The organism is Xanthomonas sp. LMC-A-07, assembly GCF_030208825.1.
In the GTDB taxonomy this organism is placed as follows: Bacteria; Pseudomonadota; Gammaproteobacteria; order Xanthomonadales; family Xanthomonadaceae; genus Xanthomonas; species Xanthomonas campestris.
This window is the reverse complement of sequence record NZ_JARVTF010000008.1, coordinates 341,488-366,618: the sequence shown is the minus strand read 5'-3', so window position 1 is coordinate 366,618 and position 25,131 is coordinate 341,488. Positions and strand designations below refer to the sequence as shown.

At 65.9% G+C, this 25,131-nt stretch carries 19 protein-coding genes and 1 other RNA gene; 16 read left to right on the top strand and 4 right to left on the bottom strand.

Annotated features, from left to right (window positions below; genetic code table 11):
* Window positions 1-148: 148 nt before the first annotated feature.
* The 7 genes from QRM89_RS08995 (at window position 149) to hemC (ending at window position 10,172) form a co-directional block, all read left to right on the top strand.
* On the top strand, window positions 149-1,798 hold the full coding sequence (locus tag QRM89_RS08995) for a M28 family metallopeptidase (protein WP_285447822.1): 1,650 nt from the start codon (window positions 149-151) through the stop codon (window positions 1,796-1,798).
* Window positions 1,799-2,508: 710 nt separating this feature from the next.
* The gene (locus QRM89_RS08990; protein WP_285447821.1) at window positions 2,509-4,341 is read left to right on the top strand and encodes an SLC13 family permease; all 1,833 of its coding nucleotides are present in this window, start codon (window positions 2,509-2,511) and stop codon (window positions 4,339-4,341) included.
* 317 nt (window positions 4,342-4,658) lie between these two features.
* Window positions 4,659-6,596, top strand: coding sequence for a glucans biosynthesis glucosyltransferase MdoH (gene mdoH / locus QRM89_RS08985; protein ID WP_012437319.1), 1,938 nt, complete (start codon window positions 4,659-4,661; stop codon window positions 6,594-6,596).
* A 132-nt stretch (window positions 6,597-6,728) separates the two neighbouring features.
* Window positions 6,729-7,397 (top strand): alpha/beta hydrolase, encoded by a 669-nt coding sequence (locus QRM89_RS08980; protein WP_014509047.1) that lies wholly within the window; start codon window positions 6,729-6,731, stop codon window positions 7,395-7,397.
* 3 nt (window positions 7,398-7,400) lie between these two features.
* The gene (locus QRM89_RS08975; protein WP_011038605.1) at window positions 7,401-8,456 is read left to right on the top strand and encodes a sensor histidine kinase; all 1,056 of its coding nucleotides are present in this window, start codon (window positions 7,401-7,403) and stop codon (window positions 8,454-8,456) included.
* Between the two features lie 30 nt (window positions 8,457-8,486).
* Window positions 8,487-9,227 (top strand): LytTR family DNA-binding domain-containing protein, encoded by a 741-nt coding sequence (locus tag QRM89_RS08970; RefSeq protein ID WP_029217061.1) that lies wholly within the window; start codon window positions 8,487-8,489, stop codon window positions 9,225-9,227.
* Window positions 9,228-9,257: 30 nt separating this feature from the next.
* The gene (hemC, locus tag QRM89_RS08965) at window positions 9,258-10,172 is read left to right on the top strand and encodes a hydroxymethylbilane synthase (protein WP_012437323.1); all 915 of its coding nucleotides are present in this window, start codon (window positions 9,258-9,260) and stop codon (window positions 10,170-10,172) included.
* Between the two features lie 570 nt (window positions 10,173-10,742).
* Here hemC and QRM89_RS08960 read toward each other — a convergent pair.
* Window positions 10,743-11,543: a DUF481 domain-containing protein gene (locus QRM89_RS08960; RefSeq protein ID WP_012437324.1), complete on the bottom strand. Its 801-nt coding sequence runs from the start codon at window positions 11,541-11,543 to the stop codon at window positions 10,743-10,745.
* 215 nt (window positions 11,544-11,758) lie between these two features.
* On the opposite strand from QRM89_RS08960, the gene QRM89_RS08955 reads away from it, so the two are divergent.
* Complete coding sequence (locus QRM89_RS08955; RefSeq protein WP_011038601.1) at window positions 11,759-12,724, top strand: YafY family protein; 966 nt, start codon at window positions 11,759-11,761, stop codon at window positions 12,722-12,724.
* Window positions 12,725-12,728: 4 nt separating this feature from the next.
* Here QRM89_RS08955 and QRM89_RS08950 read toward each other — a convergent pair.
* Window positions 12,729-12,803: non-coding RNA, sX9 sRNA (locus tag QRM89_RS08950), on the bottom strand.
* A gap of 121 nt (window positions 12,804-12,924) precedes the next feature.
* The gene (locus QRM89_RS08945; RefSeq protein WP_011038600.1) at window positions 12,925-13,494 is read right to left on the bottom strand and encodes a lipocalin family protein; all 570 of its coding nucleotides are present in this window, start codon (window positions 13,492-13,494) and stop codon (window positions 12,925-12,927) included.
* A 680-nt stretch (window positions 13,495-14,174) separates the two neighbouring features.
* Here QRM89_RS08945 and QRM89_RS08940 point away from each other — a divergent pair.
* Both QRM89_RS08940 and QRM89_RS08935 read left to right on the top strand, forming a co-directional pair.
* Window positions 14,175-14,486 carry a hypothetical protein gene (locus tag QRM89_RS08940; protein WP_285447820.1) on the top strand — a complete coding sequence of 104 codons (312 nt, stop codon included), beginning with the start codon at window positions 14,175-14,177 and terminating at the stop codon, window positions 14,484-14,486.
* A gap of 68 nt (window positions 14,487-14,554) precedes the next feature.
* Entirely contained in the window at window positions 14,555-16,648 is a 2,094-nt protein-coding gene (locus QRM89_RS08935; RefSeq protein WP_285447819.1) for a prolyl oligopeptidase family serine peptidase, read from the top strand.
* Window positions 16,649-17,227: 579 nt separating this feature from the next.
* Here the strand turns inward: QRM89_RS08935 and QRM89_RS08930 are convergent.
* Complete coding sequence (locus QRM89_RS08930; RefSeq protein ID WP_285447818.1) at window positions 17,228-18,412, bottom strand: pyridoxal phosphate-dependent aminotransferase; 1,185 nt, start codon at window positions 18,410-18,412, stop codon at window positions 17,228-17,230.
* A 109-nt stretch (window positions 18,413-18,521) separates the two neighbouring features.
* Between QRM89_RS08930 and QRM89_RS08925 the strand changes: the two genes are divergently transcribed.
* The 6 genes from QRM89_RS08925 to xerC all read left to right on the top strand — a co-directional run bounded on the left by QRM89_RS08925 (window position 18,522) and on the right by xerC (window position 24,627).
* Entirely contained in the window at window positions 18,522-20,636 is a 2,115-nt protein-coding gene (locus QRM89_RS08925; protein WP_285447817.1) for a S9 family peptidase, read from the top strand.
* Between the two features lie 819 nt (window positions 20,637-21,455).
* Window positions 21,456-21,860: a YbaN family protein gene (locus QRM89_RS08920; RefSeq protein WP_040940617.1), complete on the top strand. Its 405-nt coding sequence runs from the start codon at window positions 21,456-21,458 to the stop codon at window positions 21,858-21,860.
* A 39-nt stretch (window positions 21,861-21,899) separates the two neighbouring features.
* The gene (locus tag QRM89_RS08915) at window positions 21,900-22,157 is read left to right on the top strand and encodes a lipoprotein (RefSeq protein WP_285447816.1); all 258 of its coding nucleotides are present in this window, start codon (window positions 21,900-21,902) and stop codon (window positions 22,155-22,157) included.
* Window positions 22,147-23,001: a diaminopimelate epimerase gene (dapF, locus tag QRM89_RS08910; RefSeq protein WP_259175213.1), complete on the top strand. Its 855-nt coding sequence runs from the start codon at window positions 22,147-22,149 to the stop codon at window positions 22,999-23,001. The genes QRM89_RS08915 and dapF overlap by 11 nt, the downstream gene beginning before the upstream one ends.
* A complete protein-coding gene (locus tag QRM89_RS08905; protein ID WP_285447815.1) occupies window positions 22,998-23,666 on the top strand; it encodes a DUF484 family protein in 669 nt (222 codons plus the stop codon). The genes dapF and QRM89_RS08905 overlap by 4 nt, the downstream gene beginning before the upstream one ends.
* Before the next feature lie 73 nt (window positions 23,667-23,739).
* Window positions 23,740-24,627, top strand: coding sequence for a tyrosine recombinase XerC (gene xerC, locus QRM89_RS08900; protein ID WP_285447814.1), 888 nt, complete (start codon window positions 23,740-23,742; stop codon window positions 24,625-24,627).
* Window positions 24,628-25,131 lie beyond the last annotated feature (504 nt).

Sequence of the window (25,131 nt, the reverse complement as noted above, 5' to 3'; positions counted from 1 at the left end):
GCGCAGCGCGTAAGTGAGAATGAATATTATTAAAGTTGCGCGCGGGCGTCGAGTACGTGCGTGCTGTGCAACCCATCCAATGGCACGTGGCGTCGCTGTGTGGTGGCCTACACTCCGGGGCTGTCTTTGATCACACCGGGGTGCTGCAGTGAAGCGAGTTGGACTGGGAATGCTGGCAATGGTGGTCTCCACCGCACTGATGGCGGCAACGCCGACATTCGATGGCGCGCGCATCTCGCGCGACGTCAAGGAGCTGGCCTCCGACGCCTACGAAGGCCGCGGCCCGGCCACTGCCGGCGAAGAAAAGACCATTGCCTACCTGAGCACGCAGTTTGCCGCAGCCGGCTTGCAGCCCGGTGGCGATCTCGCCGATGGCAAGCGCCTGTGGACGCAGGCAGTGCCGCTGCGGCGCGCCGATATCGTGGGCACGCCGCGTATTACGGTGCAGGGCGGCAGCGCGCCGCAGACCCTGACCCAAGGCAAGGAGATCGCGATCCGCGCGGCAATGGACGGCTCATCCAAGGTCGATATCGCCAACGCGCCGCTGGTCTTCGTCGGCTACGGCGTCAAGGCGCCGGAGCGCGACTGGGACGACTTCAAGGGTGTCGACCTCAAGGGCAAGATCGCCGTGGTGCTGATCAACGACCCGGATTTCGAGACCGGCAAGGGCGCCTTCGATGGCAAGGGCATGACCTACTACGGCCGCTGGACCTACAAGTACGAAGAAGGCGCGCGCCAGGGCGCACTCGGCGTGCTGGTGGTGCATGAAACCGCGCCGGCCTCCTACGGCTGGGACACCGTGGCCAGCTCCAACACCAACACCATGTTCGATGTGGTGCGCGACAACCCGCGCGCCGCGCATCCCACGCTGGAAGGCTGGGTCCAGCGTGATCTGGCCGCGCGTCTGTTCACGCAGGCCGGCCTGGATTTCGACACCTTGAAGAAGCAGGCGCAGACCCGCGAATTCAAGCCGGTGGAACTCAAGGGGCAACGCTTGAGTGCCAGCTACACGGTCAAGTCGGATGTGATCACCTCGCACAACGTGGTCGCGCGCCTGGAAGGCAGCACCCATCCCGACGAGACGCTGATCTACAGCGCGCACTGGGACCACATCGGCGTGGGCAAGCCCGATGCACGCGGCGACACCATCTTCAACGGCGCGCTGGACAACGCCAGCGGCACGGCCGCATTGCTGGAGCTGGCACGCGGTTTCGCCAAGGGGCCGAAGCCGGAGCGCTCGGTGGTGTTCCTGGCGGTCACCGCCGAGGAAAAAGGCCTGCTCGGTTCGGAGTTCTACGCCTCCAAGCCGCTGTACCCGCTGGCGACCACGGTAGCGGTGATCAACATGGACGGCATGAACCCGTTCGTGCCCTCGCGCGATTTCGGTATCTACGGCACCGCCAAGCTGGAGTTGCTGGATCAACTCAAGACCGTCGCCGGGCAGTGGAAGCTGCGCTACACGCCCGATCCCAAGCCGGAGGCGGGCTACTTCTTCCGCTCCGATCATTTCTCCTTCGCCAAGCGTGGCGTGCCGGCGCTGTCGTATGCGGCCGGCCAGGATTGGGAAGTGGGCGGCGTGGCCGCAGGCAAGGCGGCATCGGACGACTACACCGCCAAGCGCTATCACCAGCAGGGCGACGAGTGGAAGCCGGACTGGAGCTTCGCCGGTGCCGCACGCGATCTGGGCATCCTCTACGCCCTGGGCCAGCAGCTGGCCGATGCGCGTACCTGGCCGAACTGGAGCAGCGATTCGGAGTTCCGCGCCACCCGCGACACCAGTGCCGACGCGCGCAAGTAACGCCATGTAGCGACGCTGCTGCGTCGATATATGGAGCTGTACGCTGCCGGCGCTGCATTGCGCCGGCAGTAGCGCGCAGAGTTCGCCTGCGCGTTGCGGAGTGGTAGGCAAGGTTGCGTCAGCAATGGAGCACGCAGTGCGGCAACGTGAAGCCGTCCTGTGTGCATTGCCCCAGGGCGTGCGTGGCATTGCGACGCACGGGCGAAGCCAGCTCCGCAATAGAACTGACGCCGCAATGTAGTTCGCGTGCTACCACCGCTGCCGATTGCACGGCCGGGATTCGGTGCATGCGTCCCAGGCGAGCGAGCTACCGCCACGCGCATGTTCTGCAGTCTATGAACAACAAGCAGTCTCCAAGCAACAAGCCTTGGAGAAAGGCATCCGCACAACCACAGCACCGTGGTGAGTGGATTGTGGCGCGCATCCTCATCGCCGCCGCTCGGCAGCATGCGCATGAGCTGGCCTGCGCGCTCAGCTATCCAGCCCAACCGCAACGTAGTGAGGGATGACGCCCCACCCACAACACCCACATCTGTCCAAGGTGCATGCGTGCAGCACGCCATCGACACGGCGCAGCCGCTGGCATCCGCAGACACAAGGCAACTGCCGCAGCACGCCCGCACACACGCAGTTGCTCCCAAACGTGACCACGCGCATGTCGCCTTCACCGCGCTCAGGTAAGGTCGGCGCAATCGCAGGCGGTGAGTGGAATGGAACAACAGCAACTCGTGTTTTTGGTCATCCTTGTGGTGGCACTGGTGCTGTTCATCAGCGAGAAGCTGCGGGTCGACCTGGTGGCCATGCTGGCGACACTCGCGTTGACCCTCACCGGCATCCTCACCCCGACCCAGGCCTTGTCCGGGTTTTCCAGTGAGCCGGCGATCATTGTCGCGGCGGTGTTCGTGTTGTCGGCCGGCTTGTCGGCCACCGGCATCACCGACCGCATTGGCGCGGCGATCGGGCGCGCCGCCGGCGGGCGCGAGTGGCGCGCCATCGCGGTTACCATGCCGGCCACCGCGGCCCTGGCGGCGTTTTCGCACCATCTGATGATCACCGCGATGATGTTGCCGGTGATGATGCGGCTGGCCCGCGAGCAGAAGCTGGCTGCCTCGCGGCTGTTGATGCCGATGTCGCTGGCGGCCTCGCTGGGCACCACCTTGACCCTGATCAGCGCGCCGGCCTTTCTGCTCGCCAATGCCGCGCTGGAACGCGGCGGCCACGGGCGGCTGGACCTGTTCGCCATCACCCCGATCGGCGCGGTGCTGGTCGGCGTGGGCATGCTCTACATGCTCGCCGGGCGCTGGCTGCTGCCCAAGCGGCAGGGCGAAGACGATGGCGGCGCGGACTATCTGCGCCTGGAGCGCTATTACACCGAACTGCTGGTCGACGCCGACGCGCCCTGGGTCGGCCGGCCGTTGGCCGAGTTCGAGGCCGCGTTCACCGAACGGCTGCAAGTGGTGGATTGGTTGCGCAACGGCATGCGCCGGCGTCGCAGCAGCAACGAAGGCCTGCTGCGCGCCGGCGATGTGCTGCTGGTGCGCGCCTCGCCGGACGAAATCGCCTCGGTCAAGGATGAGCCGGGTTTGTCGTTGCATGCGGTGGCCAAGTACGGCGAGCAGCCGCGCGAGGATCGCACCGACCCGCAGCGTCCACACGAGGCACTGGGCGAAGAGCAGCTGGTGCAGGCGGTGGTGGCACCGCATTCGGAATTCGTCGGGCGCTCGGTGTCGCGCATCGATTTCCTGCACACCATGGGCGTGGTGGTGGTCGGGCTGTGGCGCAAGGAAGGCTGGCTGCATGGCGAGTTGTCCGAGCTGCAGCTGCAGGAAGGCGACCTGCTGGTGCTGTGGGGCCGTCAGCACACCTTCCAGCAACTGTCCCAGCACCGCGGCTTCTTGATGCTGATGCCGTTCGACGGCCGCCGCAGCCGGCGCGCACCGTTGGCAATGGCCATCATGCTGGCCGCCGTGGCGGCAGCCGCGGCCGAATGGCTGCCACCGCATATCGCCTTCCTGCTCGGCGCGGTGGCGATGGTGCTCACCCGTTGCGTGAGCATCGAACAGGCCTATGCCGAAATCGACGTGCGCATCTACGTGATGATTGCCGGGGTGATTCCGCTCGGCATAGCGATGGATCAGACCGGCACCGCGCGCTGGCTGGCCGAGCATGTGCTCGCGCACGCGCACGGCCTGTCGCCGCTGAGCCTGCTGCTGTTGATGTTTGCCGCCGCCGCATTGCTGACGCAGGTGTTGTCCGATGCCGCCACAACGGTGCTGTTGACGCCGGTGGCGCTGGCCCTGGCGCAGGGGCTGGGATTGCCGCCGATTCCGTTCGTGGTGTGCACCGCGATGGGCGCGGTGGCCTCGTTCCTCACCCCGATCGGCCACCACGGCAACCTGCTGATCCTCAATCCCGGCCAGTACCGGTTTGCCGATTTCCTGCGCGTGGGCGTGCCGCTGACGGTGCTGATCGCGTTTGCCTCCGCATGGATGGCGCGCTATCTGTGGCTGGGCGGGCCATTGCTGCCCTTCGCCTGGCCGTGACAGCCGGCGCGCCAGGCTGCAATCTGTTGGGGTAGCGTTCGGTCGCTGCGGCGTAGTCTGCCGCGCGGTCCTCGTCGGGAGGGGCGAAGACTGCAAACGGTGGCCTTCGGTTCCTTTAACGAACGATTCTTTAGGATGAGCCGCGACGTGAAGTCGCAGCCAGGAGAGCTTGTGCATTGGAGTTGTTCTACTGCGACGTGGTCGCACACCGTCGGGATCGCCCGTAACACGGTGCGCGTGGCAACGTTGCCGCGCACGCCATTGGCCATCTCGTTTCAGCCCGCAATGTCGCCGCAGATGCGCGACGGGCAGCCCTGATGGACGGCACCGTGACCCTTTCCCCCGCACCAACCGATCTACCTCCCGTCTCCAGCCTCGATGCCGGCCAGCCCACGCTGCCGCCGGAAGCGCCGCTGGCAATGCCCGAACAATCCCTGCGCGAAGGCAGCCTGCAGGTACGCCACCAGCGCACCTCGCCGATGGGCATCGGCCTGCGCCGCTTCTATCTGATCGGCGGCACGCTGACCGCCACCGCGGTGGCGGTGTGGGTGATGCTCAGCGTGCTGTGGCCCGGCGGCTTCAGCGTGCTGGAAGGCTGTTTGCTGGGCCTGTTCGTACTGCTGTTTGCCTGGATTGCGATGTCCTTCGCCAGCGCGGTGGCCGGCTTCATCACCGTGGTCGCACGCGCCGGGCGCAAGCTCGGCATCGATCCGGATGCGCCGTTGCCCAGCCTGCACACGCGCACCGCGTTGCTGATGCCCACCTACAACGAAGACCCGCGCCGCCTGTTGGCCGGCCTGCAGGCGATCTACGAATCGGTGGCCGAGACCGGGCAGCTGGAGCACTTCGATTTCTTCGTGCTCAGCGATACCACCCGCGAGCACATCGGCCGCGCCGAAGAACAGGTGTATGCCGAACTGTGTGACAGCGTCGGCGGGCATGGCCGCATCTTCTACCGCCGCCGCGCCGACAACGCCGCGCGCAAGGCCGGCAACGTGGCCGACTGGGTGCGCCGTTTTGGTGGCAACTACCCGCAGATGCTGATCCTGGACGCCGACAGCGTGATGACCGGCGACACCATCGTGCGCCTGGTCGCCGGCATGGAAGACAACCCGGACGTGGGCCTGATCCAGACCTTGCCGGCGGTGGTGAACGGGCAGACCCTGTTCGCCCGCATGCAGCAGTTCGGCGGCCGCGTGTACGGGCCGATCATCGCCTTCGGCGTGGCCTGGTGGCATGGCGCGGAAAGCAATTACTGGGGCCACAACGCCATCATCCGCACCCAGGCGTTTGCCGATCACGCCGGGCTGCCGTCGCTGCGTGGGCGCAAGCCCTTCGGCGGCCATGTGCTCAGTCATGACTTTGTCGAAGCGGCATTGATGCGGCGCGGCGGCTGGGCCATGCACATGGTGCCGTACCTGCAGGGCAGCTACGAAGAAGGCCCGCCCACGCTCACCGACCTGCTGGTCCGCGACCGCCGCTGGTGCCAGGGCAACCTGCAGCACGCCAAGGTGGTGGGCGCCAAGGGCCTGCACTGGATCAGCCGCATGCACATGATGATCGGCATCGGGCATTACTTCACCGCGCCGATGTGGGGCATGTTGATGCTGGTGGGCATCGGCATTCCGCTGGCGGGCGCCGGTATCGATCTTGCGCAGGGCCTGCCGTTCTCGCCGGCGCGCTACTGGCACGGCAGCAGCGACGGCAACGCGATCTGGATCTTCGTCTGCACCATGTTCGTGTTGCTCGCGCCCAAGCTGCTTGGCTATATCGCCTTGCTGCTCAATCCGCGCGAACGCCGCGCCTGCGGGGGTGCGATCCGCGCCGCGTTGAGCATCCTGCTGGAAACCGTGCTGGCGGCCTTGATGGCGCCGGTGGTGATGTACCTGCAATCGCGCGGCGTGTTCGAAGTGCTGGCCGGCAAGGATTCGGGCTGGGACGCGCAGGTGCGCGACGACGGCAAGCTGTCGTGGCCGGCGCTGATCCGCAGCTATGGCGGCCTGAGCGTGTTCGGCCTGTTCATGGGCACGCTGGCCTACCTGGTGTCGCCGTCGCTGGCGGCGTGGATGGCGCCGGTGATCGTGGGCATGGTGGTGTCGATCCCGGTGGTGGCGGTGACCTCGCTGCGCCGCACCGGACTGGCACTGCGCCGCGCCGGCATCTTCTGCATCCCTGAAGAACTCGACCCGCCCAAGGTGCTGGTGCGTGCGTCCGAACTGCGCCGCGCCGCCGCACTCGAACCGCCGCTGATCTGAGCGGCCCACGGCGCGTGCCGCCGCGGCCGCGCTCGCTGGCAGGCAGCACCCGGCGCTACCGGTGGCCTTGCGCAGCGCGCTGAGCGCACAGGGGCGCAAGGCATAATGCCCAGCCCTGTCACCGGAAGGTGGATGATGCTGGACGTGATTGAACGCGAGACCGGACCGAACCCACAGTGGGCGGTGATCTGGCTGCATGGCCTGGGTGCGGACGGCAGCGACTTCGCGCCGATGGTGCCGGAACTGGTGCGCCCGCAGTGGCCGGCGCTGCGCTTCGTGTTCCCGCATGCGCCAATCCGCCCGATCACCATCAACAACGGCGTGCGCATGCGCGGCTGGTACGACATCGTCGGCATGGACTTTGCCCAGCGCGCGGACAAGGTCGGCATTGCCGAGTCGGTGGCCCAGGTCGAGGCCTTGATTGCCAACGAACAGGCGCGCGGCATTGCGCCCGAGCGCATCCTGCTGGCCGGCTTCTCGCAAGGCGGCGCCGTCACCCTGGCGGTGGGCCTGCAGCGCCGCGTACCGTTGGCCGGGTTGATCGCCATGTCCACCTATCTGCCCGATCCGGCCGCCGCTGCCAGCCAACTGCAGCCGGGCGCGCTGGCGCAACCACTGTTCATGGCGCATGGCAGCGCCGACCCGGTGGTGCCTTACCGCGCCGGCGAACAGAGTGCGCAGGCCCTGCAGGCACTGGGGTTCACGCTGGAATGGCATAGCTACCCGATGGGCCACCAGGTCTGCGTGGAAGAAATCGACGCCCTGCGCGACTGGATGCAGGCGCGCTTCACCGCCGTCTGAGCCATGGCCCACACCGCGCCGCAGATCGCCTGGATGCCGGACCTGTGCCGGCTGCCACGCCTGGGCGCGATGCTCGGCCTGGCCGAGCTGGTGGTGCTGGTGGTGACCCTGGTGCCCGAAGCCGGCGCCGCGCGTAGCCTGACGCTGTCGCGCTTTGTCTCGGCCAGCGGCCTGGCGTTGTGGCTGGCCCTGGCGGTGAGCGTGCTGCTGTGCGTGCTGCGGCCGTCCTTGTCGCGGCTGCCGCCACGGCTGGGCGGGCTGGCTGCGTTGTCGATCGCCGCAGTGGTCGCCATGCTGGGTGCTGGCATCGTGCATGGCCTGTACGCGGTGCTCGACCAGGCCCCGCTTGGCCCGCTGGTCGGGTTCTGGCGTTTTACCCTCGGCAGTGCGGCCACGGTGGTGCTGATCACCGCGCTGGCGCTGCGCTATTTCTACGTCAGCGACCGCTGGGAAGCGCAGGTGCAGGCCAACGCCCGCGCCGAAGCCGATGCGCTGCAGGCGCGCATCCGCCCGCATTTCCTCTTCAACAGCATGAACCTCATCGCCAGCCTGCTGCGGCGCGACCCGGTGGTGGCCGAACAGGCGGTGCTGGACCTGTCGGACCTGTTTCGCGCCGCGCTGGGGGCGGGCGAGGGCGTGTCCACGCTGCGCGCCGAATGCGAGCTGGCCGAGCGTTACCTGGCCATCGAATCGCTGCGCCTGGGCGATCGTCTGCAGGTGCGCTGGCACAAGCAGGAACCGCTGCCGTGGGCGTTGCCGATGCCGCGGCTGGTGCTGCAGCCGCTGGTGGAAAACGCGGTGCTGCACGGGGTGTCGCGCATGCCCGAGGGCGGCACCTTGTACCTGTCGCTGCGGCAGCGCGGCAGCCAGTTGCAGATCCGTATCGTCAATCCGGCACCGCAGCCCGGCACTCAGGCGCCGCTGGTGGTGGCGGGCGCCGGGCATGCCCAGGCCAGCATCTCGCACCGGTTGGCGTTTCAATTCGGTGCCGGGGCACGGATGGCGGCCGGCTGGTCGGAGGGCTACTATGCCTGCGAGATCACATTACCGTTGAAGTGAGGGGGAATCACTTCAGCGAGGGGGATGTCCATGACGGCCACGCAAGTGCGGGTCCTGATCGCCGATGACGAGCCACTGGCGCGCGAGCGCCTGCGCCTGCTGCTGGGCGAGCATCTGCACGTGCAGGTGGTGGGCGAGGCCGAGAACGGCGAGCAGGTCCTGCAGCTGTGCGAGCAGCAGCAACCGGACCTGGTGCTGCTGGACATCGCCATGCCCGGGGTCGACGGCCTGGAAACCGCGCGCCTGCTGCGCCAGCGCCCGCAACCGCCGGCGGTGGTGTTCTGCACCGCCTACGACCAGCACGCACTGTCGGCCTTCGATGCGGCCGCACTGGACTACCTGATGAAACCCGTGCGCCCCGAGCGCCTTGCTGCCGCGCTGCAACGTGTGGCCACCTACCTGGCCGGGCGCACCCCCAGCCTCGCGCCGGCCGCGCCGCTGCGCACCCACCTGTGTGCGCGGCTGCGCGGCAGCCTGCGGTTGATCGCGATCCAGGACATCCGCTATCTGCAGGCGGAGGAGAAGTACGTCATCGTCCACCACGCGCGCGGCGAGGACCTGATCGAAGAGTCGCTCAAATCGCTGGAAGACGAATTCGCCGAGCGCCTGGTGCGCATCCACCGCAATTGCCTGGTCGCCCGCGAGGAGCTGGTGGAGCTGCGCCGCAGCGGCGATGGCCAGGTGCATGCGGTGCTGCGCAACGTGCCGCAGACCCTGGAAGTGAGCCGGCGCTGCGTGGCCAGCTTGCGCGAACAACTGCGCCAGGTATGAGTTGGGCGTCGTGTCCGCGATAATGGCGGCATGACCACGCTGCGCATCGCCACCCGTAAGAGCCCGCTTGCCCTTTGGCAGAGCGAACACGTCGCCACCGCGCTGCGCCAGCACCACCCCGGGCTGGAGGTCGTGCTGGTGCCGATGAGCACCCGCGGCGATGAAGTGCTGGACCGCTCGCTGGCCGCCATCGGCGGCAAGGGCCTGTTTCTCAAGGAACTGGAGCTGGCGATGCTGCGCGGCGAGGCCGATTGCGCCGTGCACTCGCTCAAGGACGTGCCGATGGAGCTGGACGCGCCGTTCGTGCTGCCGGCCATCCTGGAACGCGGCGACCCTGCCGATGCGCTGGTGTCCAACCTCTACGCCACCTTGCAGGCCCTGCCGCTGGGCGCACGCGTGGGCACCTCGTCGTTGCGCCGCCAGGCGCAGCTGCGCGCCGCGCGCCCGGACCTGGAATTGATCGACCTGCGCGGCAACGTCAACACCCGCCTGGCCAAGCTCGACAACGGCGGCTACGACGCCATCGTGCTGGCCTGCGCCGGCCTGCAGCGGCTGGGCCTGGAAGCCCGCATCACCGCGCGGCTGGACGCACCGGAGTGGCTGCCCGCCCCGGCGCAAGGCGCGGTGGCGGTGGAATGCCGCGGCGACGATGCCCGCATCCACGACCTGCTGGCAGTGCTGGATGCCGGCCGCACGCGTGCCTGCGTGGAGGCCGAGCGCGCGATGAATCGCGCCCTGCACGGCAGTTGCCACGTGCCGGTGGCCGCGTTCGCGCGCTGGGAAGGCGAGGACCTGTTCCTGCAGGGCATGGTGGGCAGTGCCAGCGACGGCCGCCTGATCCACGCCGAGGCGCACGGCAGCCCCGACGCCACCGAAGACCTCGGCCGCCGCGTCGCCGACGGCCTGTTCGAAAAAGGCGCCGCACAGCTGCTGGCGGAGTTGTAAGCGCTAGCCAGGGCGTAGGAGCGACCGCGGCCGCGAACGCGTTATCGATACCGATCACGCTGACACTGACACTGACACCTTAGCGGCAAAGCCCTCGCGGCCAAGGCCGCTCCTACGCCAGCGGTCCATTGTTGCTGCATGGCCGGTGGCGAGATGCACGCTTGTCTAAGACATCACGCCATCGCCGATGGCGTGCTTGAGGTGCGCCCACCGCAGCTGCTGGCGGAGCTGTAAGCGCTAGCCAGACCGTAGGAGCGGCCTTGGCCGCGAACGCGTTACCGATAACACCGACGCTGACATCTGATCGGCAGAGCCCTCGCGGCCAAGGCCGCTCCTACGCTAGCGGTTCATTGTTGCTGCATCGCTGATGGCGAGATGCAGAGATTTGCCTAGGACATCATCGGCATCGCCGATGGCTTGCTCGAGATGCGCCACCGCAGCTGCCGCGGCGCTGCAAGCCGCCAGCCAACTCGTAGGAGCGGCCTTGGCCGCGAACGCGTTACCGATAACACCTGCACGTAATCGATAAAAACCCTCGCAGCCAACGCCGCTCCTACGAAATGCAATGGCTTACTTGAACGTGTAGACCAGGTTCACTGTGGTCAGCGTGTCGGTCTTCTTGTCGCCCTCACTGACGTCGCTGTTGTGACGCATCTGCCAGGCGGCCTTGAGCGCGAAGTGCGAATTCATGCTGACCTGCACGCCGAAATCGTTCTGCGCGTAGGTGTTGTATTCGCCCGATTCCACCAGCAGCGTGTTGATCAGATCGGTGTTGTCGGTGACGGTGTATTTCAGGTCGAACAAACCACGGCCGATCAGCCCGGTCTCGTTGCGGTCGTCGTCGCTGTTGTGCGCGCGGCGGATACCTGGGCCGATCTGCGCATCCAGATAAAAACGATCGGCATCGATCAGGCGCGTGCCGTAACCGATACCGAAGGTGGCCAGGCGGTCGTAGGTGGCGAAGTCATCGTGTTCGTAGCGGCCGGTTGCGGTGAGCTGGCGGTGTTCGCCCAGCTGCAGTGCGCTGCCGGCACTGCCGGTGTAGCGCTCGGCGGTGGTCTGGCGCTCGCGCGTCACGCTGCCGTCGTCGTTGGTATTGGTGTATTCCGAGCTCGAGCGTAACGCGGTGGCATCCAGGCTGTGGATCCAGTCGCCATCGGTATAGCGCAGGCGGATGCGCCCGTTGAGGCTGTCGGTGGTGCTGTTGCCGTGCGCGGACGCATAGCCGAGCTCGCCACTGCTGCCGCTCCAGGGGGAGGGCATCAAGGCGGCGGCCGGGTCTGCCGGCGCCGGTGCGACCGCCTGGGCCCAGACGGTGGGCGTGATCAACAACAGCGGCAACAGGGCAGACAACGGGGCACGGCGTGACATGGGCGGCACTCTTGGAGACGAAAGGGAGGGCAGAGAGGTGAAAGCGATTTCATGATAACGGACTGGGCGACCGCGTCAGGACCGGGTGAAGCCGCGCTTCATTGGCGGTTCGGGCGATCGGCGCGCCGCGCGCCCCGCGTCGGGCCGGGTAGGCAGGCCTTGCGCGGGGCGTGGATGCTCACCCCGCCGCGCGAAGACTCGGACATAATCAGCGCATGGACCGCTACGAACGTATCAACGCCCTGCATCGCCTGCTCAAGTCGGCCCGCTACCCGGTCACGGTGGCGCGCCTGCAAGATGAGCTGAGCTGTTCCCGCGCCACCGTTTACCGCGACCTGGCCTTTCTGCGCGATGCGCTGATGGCCCCGGTGGAGGGCGACGGCGAATCCGGCTTCCGCTATCTGTCTGGCGAAAGCGACCGCTTCGAGCTGCCGGGCCTGTGGCTGAGTTCCGAAGAACTGCACGCCTTGCTGGCCTCGCAGCAGCTGCTGTCGCGGACCGGCGGCGGCGTGCTCTCCTCGATGCTGGCACCGCTGCAGCAGCGGATCGAAGGCCTGCTCGCCGCCCAGGCGGGCGTCTCGCAGTGGCCGGTGGACCGGGTCCGGGTGATCCCGCACCGCGGCCGCAAGCTGGACGAAGCCAGCTTCCGCAGCGTGGCTTCGGCGGTGCTGGAGCGCAAGCAGTTGAGTTTCGACTACCGCGCCCGCTCCACTGACGAATCGACCAAGCGCACGGTGTCGCCGCAGCGCATTACCCATTACCGCGACAACTGGTACCTGGATGCGTGGGACCACGGCCGCGAAGGCGTGCGCAGCTTTGCGGTGGACCGCATCAACCACGCCCGCATCATCGATACCACCGCCCGCGACGTGCCCGACAGCGAACTGGATGCGCAGCTGGGCGCCAGTTACGGCATTTTTTCGGGCGCGCCCAAGGGCTGGGCCACCATCGTGTTCAGCGCCAAGGCCGCGCGCTGGGTGGCCGACGAACACTGGCATTCCAAGCAGCAAGGGCGCTTCCTGCCCGACGGCCGTTACGAACTGAAGGTGCCGTACAGCGTCTCGCGCGAGTTGCTGATGGATGTGCTGCACTACGGCTCGGACGCGGAAATCGTCGAGCCGATGTCGTTGCGCGAGCAGGCCAAATCGCTGCTATCGCTGGCGTTGAGTAATTACGACTAAGCGCGGCTGACAAAACGTAGCAGGCAGTTGTCAGGTGGGTGCGGACGGCGCGGAAGAACCGGACCGTACGTGGGGACACGCCGGTTTCGAGCACCGGCCGCGCCTGCCTGGCGGCTGCGCAGTCGTTTTGATCGCGGCTCCAAGCCCGGCGGGCAACGCCGGGGAGCGCTCGCCGGCATGGCTGCGTGCGCCGGCGCCAATCAGCGCTTGTCTGGGACTTCGAAGCCCAGCCGGCCTACCTGCTCGGGCAGCTGCGGCACGCGCTTGAGTTTGTCGGTGTAGATGGCGTAGTCGTCGCGCATCTTGTTGACCAGGGTGCGGTATTGGTCGCGGCTCATGTCCGGCTTGCGCGCGAAGATCCAAGCCAGGTCGCGGCCGGGGTAGGAGATCAGCATCCACGACCCGTCAGGTGCAATTTCCAGGATGCGCTGCTTGGCCGGAATGACCTTGTAGAACCACACCCGCCAATCGCGGTTGCCGCTGTCCGCATCCACCGAGGCGCGCGCGTTGACTTCTTTTTCCGGCTCCTCGAAGCCTTCGCGGTAGCGATAGCGCACTGCCACCTTGCCGTCTTCCACCAGGGTGTATTCGTCGCGGCTGGCCACATGGCCGCGCTCGACCGGGTTGGGCATGCGCGCAATCACGTACCAGGTGCCCATGATCTTGGACAGGTCGATCGGCCGCTCCGTGGTCGGTGTGTCCTTGGCCTGCGCGGTGGGCAGGCCAAGCACGAGCAGGAAAGCGAGGGCGATCGAAACGGTCAGGCGCATCGCAAAGTCACAGAGGGTCAGTTGGGTCAGCACACTACCGCATGCAGGGGGCAAGTTCGCGTCAACGGTTGCGCCTGGCGTCGACAAACGCCGCTGGACCGGGCGGGCGCGCGTGCCAGCCGCGCCAGCGGACGGCATCCAGATGACGGAGCCGCGACAGTGGCGGCGCTGACCGCGGGCCGGTGGATGCGGCTGCGCATGCCACATCAGCCTGATCTGGCTGATCAGCCCGCGTGACCGGTGACGCGTTGGGGAGGGCTGGGGGTGGTTGATGCATGTACCGGGACAGCGCGGGTGCTGGGGTCCGCCGCCGCCTGTCTTGGATGGCCCTGCGCATTGCGGCACTTAGGTAAAACTGCGCTACTGGCGACGCGTGGGTAACGGCCGTGGTGTGCGGTTGGTGCCGGAACCGGACACCGCGCGAGTGCTGGTCCAGCCAGGCTTGCTCGGCGTTGCGCGGCCTACGCACGGCGGAAGTCGATCAGTGGCGCTTCGGCGGCGGGAACACCGCGAGCCGCCAGCTGCGGGCGTGCAGCATTCAGCGAGCAATGCCGCCGCCAACCTGCCACACGCATGGAAATAGCGGCGCTGTCACCGGTGTCGTACAGGTCGCAGCCGGTGAGATGGCCGCAGGCAATTCTGCCGGCCTGTCCTCATCCATCCCGCCACGGAGTGCCGCCATGTCGCATCGCCTTTCCCGTCGTTCCGAAACTCCCGACCCGCGCGTGCTGCGTCCGGTGCGTCAGGTCGCCCTGGCCGGGCTGGCGCTGGTATTGGTGTGGCCGGCGGCACGCGGCCACAGCGAGTGGATCGGCTGGTTGCCGCTGTGGCTGGTTGGTATGCCGATGCTGGCGTGGTGGAGCCTGTACCGGTTCGCCTTGCCGACATTGCCGCGCCGGGGCGAGCGGCGAGCAAGGACACGGCGGCGGGGGCCGCAGGCGCAGCGCCGTCGCGTGGCTTCGCGCACGGCGACGCAGGTGCGCGCGGCCTGACCTTCGGCAGGGGAAGCCGCCGAACGGCTATGTTACGGTCCGGCGGCTCGCTTTCTTAGGGAACCCCCATGTCCAAATTCGCCTCGATCTGCCTGGTTGCTGGCCTGATCACTGCTGGCGCCGTCTCTGCAGAGGAAACCGCCGTGTCCAATGATCCGTATGCCTGGCTGGAAGATGTCACCGGCGCCAAGCCGCTGGACTGGGTCAAGGCGCAGAACGCCAAGACCGAGGCGCGGCTGGCAGTCACCCCGGCCTTCAAGCAGATGGAATCGAGCATCCGCGAGGTGCTCGACTCGGATGCCAAGATTCCCGCTGTGCAGAAGATCGGCCCGTACTACTACAACTTCTGGAAGGACAAGCAGCACGAGCGCGGCCTGTGGCGGCGCACCACGCTGGACGAATACCGCAAGGCGGCGCCCAAGTGGGAAACCGTGCTGGATCTGGATGCGCTCAACAAGGCCGAGAAAGAGAACTGGGTCTGGCACGGCGCCGATTGCCTGCGCCCGGGCTACCAGCGCTGCCTGATCGCGCTGTCGCGCGGCGGTGCCGACGCGGACGTGACGCGTGAGTTCGACCTGTCCACCAAGCAGTGGGTCAAGGACGGGTTCTTCCGCCCCGAAGCCAAGGGCGGGCTGGGCTGGATCGATCAGGACACCGTCTACGTCTATACCGATTTCGGCGCCGGCGCGATGACCAGCTCCGGCTACCCGCGTATTGCCAAGCAGTGGAAGCGCGGCACGCCGCTGAGCACGGCCAAGGTGGTGTACGAGGGCAAGCCCACCGACATGTACATCATGGCGATGCATGACGACACGCCTGGATTCGAGCGTGATTTCGTCAGCCGCACGCTGGCCTTCTACAACGACGAGCTGTATTTCAAGAAGGCCGATGGCGCGCTGGTAAAGGTGGATGCGCCGAACTCCGCCAACAAGAGCGTCAAGCGCGAGTGGCTCACCCTGGAGCTGCGCGAGCCGTGGACGGTGGGCGGCAAGACCTACAAGGCCGGCTCGTTGCTGGCCACGCGCTTTGATGCCTTCATGCAGGGCAAGCGCGACTTCGATGTGCTGTTCGAGCCCACCGACACCACCTCGCTGGCCGGCATGACCTGGACGCGCTCGCACCTGGTCTTGAACGTGCTGGAAGACGTCAAGAACCGCCTGAGCGTGATCACGCCGGCGCAGGATGGCTGGAAGAAAAGCGCCTTTGTCGGTGCGCCAGCCTTCGGCACCGTGGATGTCGGCGCCGTGGACAGCGATGACAGCGATGCGTTGTGGCTGACCGTCACCGACTACCTCACGCCGACCACCTTGTCGTGGGTGGACGTAGGCACCGCGCCGCAACCGCTGAAGACCATGCCGGCGTTCTTCGATGCCGGCAAGGACAGCATCGAGCAGCACTTTGCCACCAGCAAGGATGGCACTCGCGTGCCGTACTTCCTGGTGCGGCCGAAGGATCTCAAGCTCGATGGCAGCGCGCCGACCCTGCTGTATGGCTATGGCGGTTTCGAAATCTCGATGACACCGAATTATTCCGGCGCCCTGGGCCGTGCCTGGCTGGAGAAGGGCGGCGTTTACGTGGTGGCCAACATCCGCGGCGGTGGCGAATATGGCCCACGCTGGCACCAGGCCGCGCTCAAGCAGAACCGCCACAAGGCCTACGAAGACATGGCCGCAGTGGCCAAGGATCTGGTCGCGCGCAAGATCACCTCGACCAAGCACCTGGGCGTGCAGGGCGGCAGCAACGGCGGCCTGATGACCGGCAACATGCTGACCCAGTATCCGGAGCTGTTTGGTGCGGTGGTGGTGCAGGTGCCGCTGCTGGACATGAAGCGCTACAGCCATCTGTTGGCGGGCGCCTCGTGGATGGCCGAGTACGGCAATCCTGACACCGACGACTGGACATTCATCCAGACCTTCTCGCCGTATCACCTGTTCGACCCGAAGAAGACCTACCCGCCGGTGATCTTCCTGACCTCCACGCGCGATGACCGGGTGCATCCGGGCCACGCACGCAAGATGGCGGCCAAGATGATTGAGGCGGGCAAGGACGTGACCTACTACGAGAACATCGAAGGCGGCCATGGCGGCGCAGCCAACAATGCGCAGGCGGCGCATATGTCGGCGCTGGCCTACAGCTTCCTGTGGGAGCGTTTGGTGGATTGAAGCGCCGGCCGGAAGTGGTTATGTAAGTCGAGTTGCTTTCGTTGTGTCTTGCTCTGAAGAAAGCCCTGGGTCGATTGGCTCAGGGCTTTTTTATGCTTCCTTCTCCTGCGGGAGAAGGTGCCCGAAGGGCCGATGAGGGTACGGTTGCACGTGGTGATTGATGCGTGTTTGATAAGCAACTGCAAAACAAAGCCCTGAGCAAAGTAGCAAGCAACAGCTTCCGCGCCTGTCGGCGCTGGTTACGTTTGTTTCGGCAAAAGTAACCAGCACCATGTCGCCTGACGCGATCCGGTGTGATGGAGCTGCACCGGTGCCCTGCGCTGCTCGCCACGCGCGGCACGGCGCCCGAACGCGCTACGCTCAGACAGGGCGCCTCTTCGGCCACGCGTGACTGCGGTGCTCGGCTCGCTCCAGGGCGAGGGGAGGCGCAAGCCAGTAGCCATAGCAGAACCGCAAAAGAAAAAGCGCAGAGGCAGAAAAAACAGTAGCTACAGCTGTTTATATCGACAGCAATGCGTGCGCTGCTGCCGCTCTAAACGCAGCCGCGGAGATGAACCGTGCTCATCGCGTAGTGCGAAATCAAAGATGCCGCAACCCACGCGCAATGCGCTCCACTGCCTGTTCCAGGCGCGGCAGGCTTTGCGTATAGGCGATGCGGACGTGCTGGTTGGCGCGGTGGAAGCCGAAGTCGATGCCGGGAGTGAAGGCAACATGCTCGGTTTCCAGGAAGTGCGTACAGAAGGCCTGCGCGTCCTTGGAGAATGCGCTGATGTCGGCATACAGATAGAACGCGCCTTGTGGCTCGACGGCAATGTCGAAGCCCAGTGCGCGCAGTGCAGGCAACAGGTAATCGCGGCGTTGCTGGAACTCGGCGCGGCGCGCTTCGAAGATGGCGATGCTCTCGGGCGTGAAGCAGGCCAGGGCCGCGTGCTGGGCGATGGACGAGGCGCTGATGTAGAGGTTCTGCGCGAGTTTTTCCAACTCGGGCACCGCAGAGTGCGGGGCGATCAGCCAGCCCAGGCGCCAGCCGGTCATGCCGAAGTACTTGGAAAAACTGTTCAGCACGAACGCGCTGTCGTCCACTTCCAGCACGCTGTGCGCGTCCAGGCCGTAGGTCAGGCCGTGGTAGATCTCATCCACCACCAGGTGGCCACCACGCGCCTGCAAGGCCTGCGACAAAGCGGCCAACTGCGCACGCGAGAGCACGCTGCCGGTGGGGTTGGCCGGTGAGGCCACCAGCGCGCCAACGCTGTCGGCCGTCCAGCAGGCATCCACCAGCGCCGGGGTCAGTTGGTAGTCGCTGTCCGGGCCCACCGGTACCAGCTGCGCGCCACCTTCGACCAGGCGCAGGAAGTGACGGTTGCACGGATACCCCGGGTCGGCGAGCAACCAATGCTTGCTCGGGTCGACCAACAGGCTGCTGGCCAGCAGCAAGGCGCCGGAGCCGCCCGGGGTGACCAGCACGCGCTCGGGATCGATGCGGCAGCCGTAACGCTGCGCGTAAAACCCGGCAATTGCCTCACGCAACGCAGGCAGCCCGCGTGCGGCGGTGTACCGGGTGTGGCCTGCCGCCAATGCAGCCTGGCCGGCGGCCACCACGGGCGCAGCGGTGGTGAAGTCCGGTTCGCCGATTTCCAGGTGGATGACATCGTGGCCGGCCTGTTCCAGTGCGTTGGCGCGGGCCAGCAGGGCCATCACATGGAAGGGCGCGATGTCCTGGCTGCGGCGGCTATAGCCGGACACGGGCGAAAGCAGTGAGTCCATTGCGAAGATGATAGACCAGCATGACCTCGGACACATGACGCTCCCCGGCGGCCTCTTCCACACTCGCGCGCTGGGATGGCATTGCGTTCATCCAACGGACCCCAATCTGATGAAACCTGTTCTGACCTTGTTGATCGCCAGCCTGATGACCAGCTCTGTTCCTTCCGCACTTGCCGCCCTCCCGACGCCGCCGGACGTGGCCAAGCATCCGCACGTGGTCAAGGCCCCGTTCGGTGCCACCCGTAACGATGACTACTACTGGCTGCGCGACGACAAGCGTGAGAACAAGGCCATGCTGGCGTATCTCAACGCCGAAAACACCTACACCGACGCCTTGATGGCGCCGCTGAAGCCGCTGGAAGACACGCTGTACACCGAGATTGTCGGGCGCATCAAGCAGGACGACGCCAGCGTGCCGTACCGCGAGCGCGGCTACTGGTATTACACGCGCTACGAGGCCGGCAAGGACTACCCGATCCAGGCGCGCCGCAAGGGCAGCATGGACGCACCGGAAGAGATCCTGCTCAACGTCAACACCTTGGCCGAGGGCAAGGGCTATTTCAGTGTTGGCGATGCCGAAGTCAGCCAGGACAACCGCATCCTGGCCTGGGCCGACGATGCAGTGGGCCGCCGCCAGTACACCATCCGCTTCAAGAACCTGGAGACCGGCGAGGTCTATCCGGACACCGTGGAGGGCGTCTCGGCCAACGTGGTGTGGGCCGACGACAACAAGACCTTGTTCTATGTAGAAAACGACCCGGAAACGTTGCTCACCGTGCGCGTCAAGAAGCACGTGCTCGGCACGCCGGCCAAGGACGATGTGCTGGTCTACGAGGAAAAGGACGACAGCTTCTACATGGGCATCTCCCGCACCCGCGACGACAAGTACATCGTCATCGGCGTGGAGAGCACGGTGTCCTCGGAAACCCGCTATGCGCCAGCCGATAAGCCCGAGACCTTCACCGTGCTGGCCAAGCGCGAGCGCGACGTCGAATACCAGCCCGAGCATTTCGATGGCCGCTGGGTGATCCGCACCAATGCCGATGGCGCCAAGAACTTCAAGCTGGTCACAGCGCCCACTAATGCGACCACGCGCAAGCAGTGGACCGACTGGGTGGCGCACGACCCGAACGTGTATATCGAAAGCTACGAACTGTTCGACGGCTTCACCGCCATCGAAGAACGGTCCGGTGGCCTGGAGCGCGTCCGCCTGCTCAAGCGCGATGGCAGCCACGAATACGTCAAGGCCGACGAGTCGGCGTATTCGATGGGGTTATCCGTCAACTCCGAGCCGGATACCGCGTGGTTGCGCTACACCTACACCTCGCTGACCACACCGGCCACCACCTACGAACTCAATACCCAGACCGGCGAGCGCAAGCTGCTCAAGCAGCAGCCGGTGATCGGTTACGACGCCGGCAACTACGTGACCGAACGCGTCTGGGTGACCGCGCGCGACGGCGTCAAGCTACCGGTTTCCCTGGTCTACAAGAAAGGCTTCAAGAAAGATGGCACTGCCGCGTTGTTCCAGTACGCGTACGGCAGCTACGGCATGTCGATGGACCCGGCGTTCAACCTGCCGGCGGTGAGCCTGCTGGATCGCGGCGTGGTGTATGCCATCGCGCACATCCGTGGCGGCCAGGAAATGGGCCGGCAGTGGTATGACGACGGCAAGCTGCTGCACAAGCAGAACACCTTCAACGACTTCGTCGACATCACCCGCGGCCTGGTGGCACAGGGCTATGCCGCCAAGGACCGCGTTGCGGCTTCCGGCGGCAGCGCAGGCGGCTTGCTGATGGGCGCGGTGGCCAACATGGCCCCGCAGGACTACCGGGTGATGGTGGCGCAGGTGCCGTTCGTGGACGTGGTCACCACCATGCTCGATGCCAGCATCCCGCTGACCACCAACGAATACGATGAATGGGGCAACCCGGAAACCAAGGATTACTACGACTACATGCTGTCGTATTCCCCGTACGACAATGTGCGCAAGCAGGCCTACCCGGCGATGTTCGTCGGAACCGGCCTGTGGGATTCGCAGGTGCAGTACTGGGAACCGGCCAAGTGGGTCGCCAAGCTCCGCGACGACAACACCGGCACCTACCCGATCGTCTTCCGCACCAACATGGAAGCCGGCCACGGCGGCAAATCCGGCCGCTTCCGCCGCTACCGCGAACTGGCCGAATCCTATGCCTTCGTGCTGGACCAGCTGGGCGTCAAGTAGTTGAGGGGCCGGGATTTGGGAGTCGGGATTTGGGATTCGTAAAAGCAGACCGCGAGGGCTTTTAGCGATTAGCTATTTGCCTGGATGTCAGGGGGCGGTGGATGCGGGAGGCTGGTGTTGCCTCCGCCTCCACTTCCCACTTCCCACTTCCCACTTCCCATTTCCCATTTCCCATTTCCCATTTCCCGTCTTCCGTCTCCTTCTTCCCCCTTTTCACCTCTGCTCCGGCTTCCGCTTCCTGCTTCGCTTCCTGCTTCGCTTCCCGCCGTACCACCTAGCGTTTTTCCTCACCGTTTTTCGTTTTTGTCTCCTGCTCCTGCTTTTGCTGACGCTCTCGCTCCACCAGCGTCGCCTTAAAGCGAGCCGAGCACCGCAGCTGCGCGGGGCCGAAGAGGCGCCCTTGTCTGAGCGTAGCGAGTTTGGGCGCCGTGCCACGCGTGGCGAGGAGCGCAGGGCACCGGTGCGGCTTCACCGCACCGGATCGCGTCGGCGACAGCGGTTTTGGTTCCTTTTGCCAAGACAAAAGGAACTCGCGCCGCAGGCGCGAAAGCTCTGCACTTGCTCATGGCTTCGCGCCACCCTGATCAACCATCAGAAGCAAGTCCAAACATCAACCGCCAGTGCGATCAACCCACCCCTTCGTGCGCTCTCCGGGCAAAGCATCCGGCTGAAAGAACGCCGCCGCACAAGCGAAGCGAGCCTGAGCGCACACACATGGCACGCACCCCAACACAAAGCTGCTCCCAATCGCACCCGACGCCCACCTCCAACAAAAACCGTCCACCCACCAACCCCCACCACTGGCCGTATCATTCCCCCATGACGCGACCGAACCGATTCCGCTGGGCGTGGTGGCTGCTGGCCTATGCCAGCTTGGCCACCGGCATTGTCGGCATCTTCGTCCCAGGCCTGCCCACCACCGTATTCGTGCTGATCTCCGCCTGGGCCGCCTCGCGCGGCTCCGAACGCCTGCACCGCTGGCTGCTGGCGCACCCGCGCTTTGGCCCGGCCATCGTCGAATGGCAGACCTATCGCGCGGTGAGCCGCAAGGCCAAATGGATGGCGACCCTGACCATGACCATCTGCGCGGCCATCATGCTGTGGTGCGTGCCGGTGCTGTGGGTCAAATGCCTGTCCATCGGCAGCATGGCGGTGGTGGCCATCTGGCTGTGGCTGCGCCCGGAGCCGCCGCCGCGCGCACTGCAAACGCCCGCCCCGCACTGAGCGCACGGCAGTCAGGGTGTTCTGGCTATACTTCGGTGCATGAGCATTATGTCCCGACCGTCTGTTCGTCTCGCACTGGTGGGTGCGACCCTCGTCCTGCTCGCCGCCTGCGGCAACAAGGGCCCACTGGTGATGCCGCAGAAGCCAGTGCCGGTGGAAGCCCAGCCCGTGCTGCAGCCGCCGGATGCACCGCAACTGCTGGACGAATCGCAGACGCCTGCGCCCGCGCCGACCGACGGCACCACCCAGCCCGCGCCGGCCACGGATCAGCCCGCCAGCAGCGGCAATGAGCGCTGACGTCCACACCGGGCGCTTGCGTTTCACCAAGATGCACGGCGCCGGCAACGATTTCGTGGTGCTGGATCTGCGCGATGGCACACCGCCGCCCGACGCCAGCCTGGCCGCGCGGTTGGCGGATCGTCATTTCGGTGTGGGCTGCGACCAGATCCTGACCATCGAAGCGCCACGCAGCGCCGAGGCGGTGGCCGCCTACCGCATCTGGAATTCCGACGGATCACACTCGCAGCAGTGCGGCAATGGCGCGCGCTGTGTGGCCGCGTGGCTGGTGCGCGAGGGCACCGCGCAGAGCGATGTCTTCACCATCGACAGCCCCTTCACCGCGCACCGCGTCGAGCGATTGGATGCGGGCACATATTCGGTGGCGATGGGCGTACCGCAGTTCGAGCCTACGCAGATTCCGCTGGCCGGCTTTGCCCATGCGCGCGACGAATACGCGCTGCCCGTGCACGGAGAAACCGTGCGCTTTGGCGCGGTGTCGATGGGTAACCCGCACGCGGTGGTGGAAGTTGGCCGGGTCGATGCGGCGCCGGTGGAGCGGGTGGGTGCGTTGCTGCAACAGAACGCGGCGTTTCCCGAATCGGTCAATGTCGGGTTTGCACAAGTGGTGGACCCGGCGCATGTGCGGTTGCGCGTGTACGAGCGCGGCGTTGGCGAAACGCTCGCCTGCGGCAGCGGTGCGTGCGCGGCCGCGGTGGTGCTGATGCATCGGGGCCGTGTCGAGCGCGATGTGCGCGTGTCCTTGCCGGGTGGCGAATTGCGGATCCGCTGGGCCGGCGAGCAGGCGCAGGTGGTGATGTCCGGGCCAGCCGTGTTCGTCTTCGATGGAGAGTGGAACCAATGAGCGAGATCGACAAACTCGGCGCGCATGACGTCGCCAACTGGCTGCGCCGCCATCCGACCTTCCTCAAGCAGTTCCCGGATCTGGCGCTGAGCCTGCTGGTGCCGCGCGATGACGGCCCCACTGCCTCCCTGGCCACGTACCAGCTGGAAGTGCTGCGCGACAAGAACCGCGAGTTGTCGCGGCGCCTGCACGAACTGGGCAGCAATGCGCAGGTCAACGAACGGCTGGCGGTGCGCACGCATCAACTGACGTTGGCGCTGATGCGCCAGGCCACCCCGGCCGACACGCTCAAGGCGATGGCCGCGTCGTTGGCGGAAGATTTCAATGGCGAACTGGTCCGGCTGGTGTTGCTGCAACCGGTCGCCGGGCTGGAGGCAGACTGGTTGCAGGTGATGGCGGCCGATGACGCGCGCCTGGCGCCATTTCGCGATTGCCTCACCGATGGCGAGCCGATCTGCGGCCGCCTGCAAGCCGAAAAACATGCGCTGTTGTACGGCGCGCATGCCGGCGAGATGCAATCCACCGCGTTGCTGCCATTGCCGGGTATCGGCCTGATTGCAGTGGGCAGCAGCGATGCCAATCGGTTCTACCCGGGCATGGGCACGTTGTTCTTGCGCATGATGGGCGAGTCGCTGGTGGTGGCACTGCAGCGCTTCGATGCCTGAGACAGCGCCGCCTGTTGCGGATGCGCGGGGTTCCTCGCCGACAGCGACGACCGGCCCCGGCGCAGATGCAACGTTGTCTGCGGTAGAGCCCTTCCTGGCGCATCTGCAGATCGAACGGCAAGTCTCGGCACATACGCTGGATGCCTACCGGCGCGATCTTGCTGCGTTGATCGGTTGGGCAAGTGCGCAAGGCAGCGACGATGTCGCGCAGCTCGACAGCGCGCAGCTGCGGCAATTCGTCACCGCTGAACACCGGCGCGGGTTGTCGCCGAAGAGCCTGCAGCGTCGCCTGTCGGCTTGCCGCAGTTATTACGCGTGGTTGCTCAAGCATGGCCGCATCGCGACCAGCCCTGCGGCGGCGTTGCGTGCGCCCAAGGCGCCGCGCAAATTGCCGCAGGTGCTGGATGCCGATGAAGCTGTGCGGCTTGTAGAAGTTCCGACCGACGCGCCGCTGGGCCTGCGCGACCGCGCCTTGCTGGAGCTGTTCTATTCCTCCGGGCTGCGTCTGAGCGAGCTGTGCGCCTTGCGCTGGCGTGATCTGGATCTGGACAGCGGCCTGGTCACGGTGCTTGGCAAAGGCGGCAAGCAACGCATGGTGCCGGTGGGGTCGCATGCGGTGACGGCCTTGCGCGCCTGGCAGCGCGACAGCGGCGGCAGCGCGCAAACGCATGTATTCCCTGGGCGTGCGGGCGGTGCGATCTCGCAGCGCGCGGTGCAGATCCGCATCAAGCAACTGGCGGTACGCCAGGGCATGTTCAAGCACGTGCATCCGCACATGCTGCGCCACAGTTTTGCCAGCCACATCCTGGAATCCTCCGGCGACCTGCGCGGTGTGCAGGAGTTGCTGGGACATTCGGATATCGCCACCACACAGATCTATACCCATCTGGATTTCCAGCATCTGGCCAAGGTCTACGACGCCGCGCATCCGCGTGCCAAGCGCAAGAAGGCGACGGAATGAGTGCGCGCCTCTGCGCGTGAGTGTGAGAGATGTCATCAGCCTGCCGGCCAGCTATTATGATCGAGACACTGGTGCTGGCCCGGTCCAGCATAGGTGCCGTTGATAGAGCCGATGCAGCTGTTAAAGCCAGTAGTTGGCAAAATAAGTGCCGCTGGTAAAGCCACCACCGTTGATAACGCAGTCCAGCTAGCGGCCCAGTCCAGCTGATTGGGCCATCACAGCGGTAAAGCCGTCACAGCGGTAAAGCAGTGCTTGGATAGCTGGCAGCTCATGAAGTGTGCTCCGCTCTAGCCCCTCTCCCCTCGGGAGAGGGGTTGGGGTGAGGGTCCCTGTGCAGACGCTGCTTGGCGTCTTGGGAAAGTTGGAGAACCTCAGAGTTCTCTGTGTCCCATTGAAGTTCAAATGCCGCGCGCAAGGCAACCGCTGTTAAACAGCGCGACGTTTCAATGATGGGTGCGAGAAGCGCAGCTGTTTTCCAGACATCTCTGCAAGTCGCCAATAGAG